The sequence below is a fragment of the Candidatus Poribacteria bacterium genome (genome assembly GCA_021162805.1).
Taxonomy (GTDB): domain Bacteria; phylum Poribacteria; class WGA-4E; order B28-G17; family B28-G17; genus JAGGXZ01.
Genome location: JAGGXZ010000170.1, coordinates 1 through 4,225, shown reverse-complemented (window position 1 = coordinate 4,225; position 4,225 = coordinate 1). Strand labels below are relative to the sequence as shown.

Here is a 4,225-nt window from a genome sequence, read left to right as displayed (position 1 = left end):
TCTGGTATCCCAGGAATTCATCTCTTTCTGCCTCAAGTATCTCCTCTATCAGAACTCCTGTCATCTGCTTGATGACCTGTTGAAGGCCAACCAAATCGGTGTTCTCGACACATGATTGTATTAAATCCATCCCAAGTGTAAACATACCAAAGCCAGAGAAGCGACAAGCATTTCCCTACTCTTAGAATACCCCTTCCTCCGACGAGCTAACCTCTTCAGACGATCCCTCAAGATAGAATGCCTCCCCTCATTCCGATTCACCTTGCCAAACCTATCAACCTCACGCCGATTGTAGGGAAGCCAATTGTAGACCTCATAACCATCTGTGTAATATCTCTCTGCAGAAGGCATCTGATCATACAACCGCAGGCAGGTTTCTTCGCTCCTATCTCCCACCTGGAAGATCACCTTCCTGCCATCCAAAACAGCAGTCCAGATCCAGATGCTGCTTCTCTTATCTCCCTTGCGTGCTCCAGCTTGGTCGCCTGACAGGAGTTGAGATGGAGCGAATTAAAAATCGCTTGTCTTCCCCCTGCCAAGGGATTTCAGAAAGGAGGTGTCGTTATGTCTGGTGAGCACAAATCTCCCCTTTTCATACTCGAAGGTCGTGATCCCACATGTGTCCATCTTTATGTTCCAGAAGTGGGAGTTGTCCAATCCCAGCAGCGCACATATCAGGACCTTGTTCACCACCCTATGGGACACCAGAGCGATGATGCTTTCCCCGCTGCCATATTCATCTATGAGCTCCTCCACCAACCTGACTCCCCTTTCTCTGACGTCATCCAGGCCCTCACCGTTAGGCATCCTCACCTCGTGAGGGGATTCGAGCCATTTGCGGTAGAGCTCTCCATACCCTTCCTTGACCGTTTCATGCGGTAGGCCCTGCCATTCTCCGAAATCGAGGTCCATTAACCCCTCGGTGATCTCAACGTCGATATCGTGATGCTTCGCTATCATCTCGGCGGTTTTTAAAGCTCGTTTCAGGGGACTGGAGTAGACGGCGAGTATGTTCTCATGGGAGAGATATTCGCCCAGCAGCTCTGCCTGCTTCACCCCCGTTTCATTAAGCTCGACGTCGATCCTGCCCCTGAAGACTTCCCTCACGTTCCATGCGGTTTCACCGTGTCGTATGAGCATGATCGTCATCCCAGCATCCTCCTTTTTATACTTCAAAGCCCTCAGGCAGAAAGGCGACGTAGACCTGAGGGATTCCGGTTTTATCCGAGTTGAAAATCACCTTGCGTCTATCGGGGCTGATCGCCGGATGAGGGTGGGTGTGCTGTGACGCGCCGCATGACGCCTCCGAACGACATATCATCCTATGCTCACCTGTCTCGACTGAGCCCACGACGATCTCGCCGCTCCCGATTATATCGCAGACGAACCATCGCCCATCCAGGCTCGAATGGACGTGCCAAAAGTGCGCCTTATCCGAGATCAATCTATACTCCGGATCGCCCGCTTTTATCCTGACGACCGGATGCCCCGACTTTGTCGATAGGGTGGCTATCACCTCATCGCTCACCCCCAACCAGCATTGATGTCCCTGTACGCGCACCTTACCATCGCGGCCTATCTTGAGCCTTCTCAGGTTCGATCCATCGTCACCTATTATGAACATCGTCGCGCCGAGCTCATCGGTGAGCCTGACAAACTTGCCCCTTTCATCCATCCGGTGTCCCGTGTTTTCCTGTATAAGCAGGTCATACCTCCCACCGCGGTGGTATTGTGGATGAGCGTTCGGGATCTCGCTGTGGCTGAAGACGATCTTCACCGAAGGCTCGTCGAGATCGAATCTCAATATGCTCCATTCCCGCTCTCCGGTGCGCATCGCGGTGACGAGTCTCCTCCCGTCGGCGGATATCGTCGAAAGCGGATAAACCCTCCCCCTGCGTTCCGCCTCAAGCAGCCTCTCATCGGAGAAGGTCTCGAGGGAGATCCTCTTTAAAACGAGCCTGTCTCCCTCCTCGACGAGGTAGTACATCCACCTCCCATCGGGCGATACCGACGGCGCCGTAGCGCCCTTCTCCCCCGTCAGGGTTATAAGCTCCCGCGCATCGAAGTCGTAAAGGCAGAACTGTCTACCCCGATCGGGATTGAGCTCAGCCAGGATAAACCTCCTCGAGTCGGGCGTGAAGACGGGAGCTTCCGGATAGATCACGGTGTGCCCGAAGGGAGGATGTGTGATCTGCTCGACGATCACCTCGTTCATCACTTACCCTCCTTATCTTTGCTTACGCCGTGCTATGATCACCTTGGGGTCGAAGCTGGTCGAGCCCGGATAAAAGGCGGGGATATCAGCGCCTGCCCCCTCGATCCCATTCGCCAGATGGAGAAGCGCCAGCGGCAGGGCGCCGTTGATATGTGTACATCCGTCCCTGCCTTCCTCGCCGGTCGTGAAAAATCCGTCCACGAGATATCTCCGCGCAAGCTCCTCGACCATATCCGCCGCCACGTTCAGGAATCTCCCCTCATCCGTGGCCCGATGTAGCTCAAGCAGACCGAAGATGGCACAGATATCGTTTTGCAGGCCCATATCGGTGAGACAAACCCGATCGACGGTCTCATCGAGGATATCGCCCCATCCCATACCTTGTGCTAGGCTGCCAACCATCTCGCGCAGAAGTGGATCGCCGGTGAGGCGATAGGCCTTCGCATAGGCGAGGAACATCAAACCGTTGGCGCGCACCTTCTGGAGCTTCCTCGGACTGCAATACCCCACACCCTCCATGCAATCGGAGGGTGAAAGCCTCATACCATCGGCGAGAACGGGGTGGAAGCTGTGATCGGAAGGATCATAGGAGTGCTTGCCGAGGGCGGTTAGATCCTCGAGGACGAACTCAAGGAACTCCCTACCCTCCGAGTTCCCCAGCTCCTCGAATAGGTTCAGAAATGTGATCGCCACCCGCCCATAGCGCGTCTGGATCACGCCGTTCGTGATGACCGTCGTTTCGTTGACGTCCTGTCGATCCGATAGGGGTTTTTTGAAGGAGATTCGGACGCGACAGGGTTCCCTACGGTTGAACTGATATCCGCCGAGGCCCGTCCTCTCGTTACGGATCTCATCATATCGGCCCATTAGGCGCTTCGCCCAGATGAGCGGTCTTTCATCGCTGCTCAGTTTAAACAGCATGGTCGCCGAGTAGATCAGGTCGCTTCCCGTGTTGATGAAGGAGAGACAGGCGTTATCTATGATTGGAAGCGATCCTCCTCTGTATTCGTGATCCCAAGAGGCGCCTCTATCCCACGGGGCGTATTCGCCATGACGGTTAAAAAGCAATGTGGACCAGTTCCTCACATGTCGGTTCCAGAAACCCTCGATGAGCCATCTGGTCGCCTCCGGATCGACCTGATAGAGAAATGGATAGTGGGGATAGACGCATTTCAGCTCGTGATTCCCGATGAGCGGCCTATCCTCCAGCAGATCGTATGTCGTATGGCCGCCCCAGTATAACATGCCGCTGGCGGGGTTCTGTAGTTTCTTGAGGGCATAGGCGATCCATTCTCGGGCCCGATCCTGATACCGATTTTTCCCCGTTATATCGCTCAACCCCTCGAGGATTCGGAGGAAGTTCTGTTGACAGGCCAGATTCGAGAGGATATGTCCCTCCCATCTGCGCGGCTCACCCGATTTCAGATCGATCGCATCCGCCAGAAGGGGCGTCTCATATCTCCCATATCGGTCGCGACACCGTTCCAGAACCTCATCGGCGAATACCTCGACCGGATCGACAAACCTCCTTCCTGTGGAAGGATCTATGTCCTTCATAATCAACCTCCATCCTGAGCCTCTCGCTCAATTTTACACCCCGCTCAATTTAGGGTCAAGTTAAATGCGCAGGCTGAATATTCGAATGGGAATACCTCGCTGCCAAATCCCCATGTATCCTCGTGAGGACCCGCGCTTGATCTTTATTTCATTTTGTGCTATAAAAGGATTCTGAGATTGATCGAGGGAGCCCCTCAGCAGTTGACCGAAAGTGTGTCAAAGTAAGTCAAGGTGTGCCAATGCACACAGGGCTTCTTAAGAACAGGTTAAGGTTTAGGTTGAGGTTAAGAAGAATCTCAACCTTAACCTTAGCCTTAACCTCTGTTGGTGGCCGCCTACGTGAACGGTTCTCGCTTGGCGAGTAAGCATGGCAGGGTATCGCACCAGCCCTGTCTGGCAAAACCGTCACATTGCCGAGGTGCACCTTAACCCCGAAAGGGAGAGGCAGGAATG

The 4,225-nt window shown here is 54.1% G+C and carries 5 protein-coding genes; all 5 read right to left on the bottom strand.

Translation table 11 applies throughout. The features are described from left to right. Window positions 1–120: 120 nt before the first annotated feature. On the bottom strand, window positions 121–423 hold the full coding sequence (locus tag J7M22_13210; protein MCD6507568.1) for an IS1 family transposase: 303 nt from the start codon (window positions 421–423) through the stop codon (window positions 121–123). 87 nt (window positions 424–510) lie between these two features. After that, window positions 511–1,149, bottom strand: a complete 639-nt coding sequence (locus J7M22_13205) for a histidine phosphatase family protein (protein ID MCD6507567.1) — start codon at window positions 1,147–1,149, stop codon at window positions 511–513. Between the two features lie 16 nt (window positions 1,150–1,165). Continuing rightward, on the bottom strand, window positions 1,166–2,215 hold the full coding sequence (locus tag J7M22_13200) for a PD40 domain-containing protein (protein MCD6507566.1): 1,050 nt from the start codon (window positions 2,213–2,215) through the stop codon (window positions 1,166–1,168). 12 nt (window positions 2,216–2,227) lie between these two features. Beyond that, window positions 2,228–3,772, bottom strand: a complete 1,545-nt coding sequence (locus J7M22_13195; protein MCD6507565.1) for a hypothetical protein — start codon at window positions 3,770–3,772, stop codon at window positions 2,228–2,230. Between the two features lie 226 nt (window positions 3,773–3,998). Then, a partial coding sequence (locus J7M22_13190; GenBank protein MCD6507564.1) for a hypothetical protein occupies window positions 3,999–4,225 on the bottom strand: 227 nt, incomplete at its 5' end.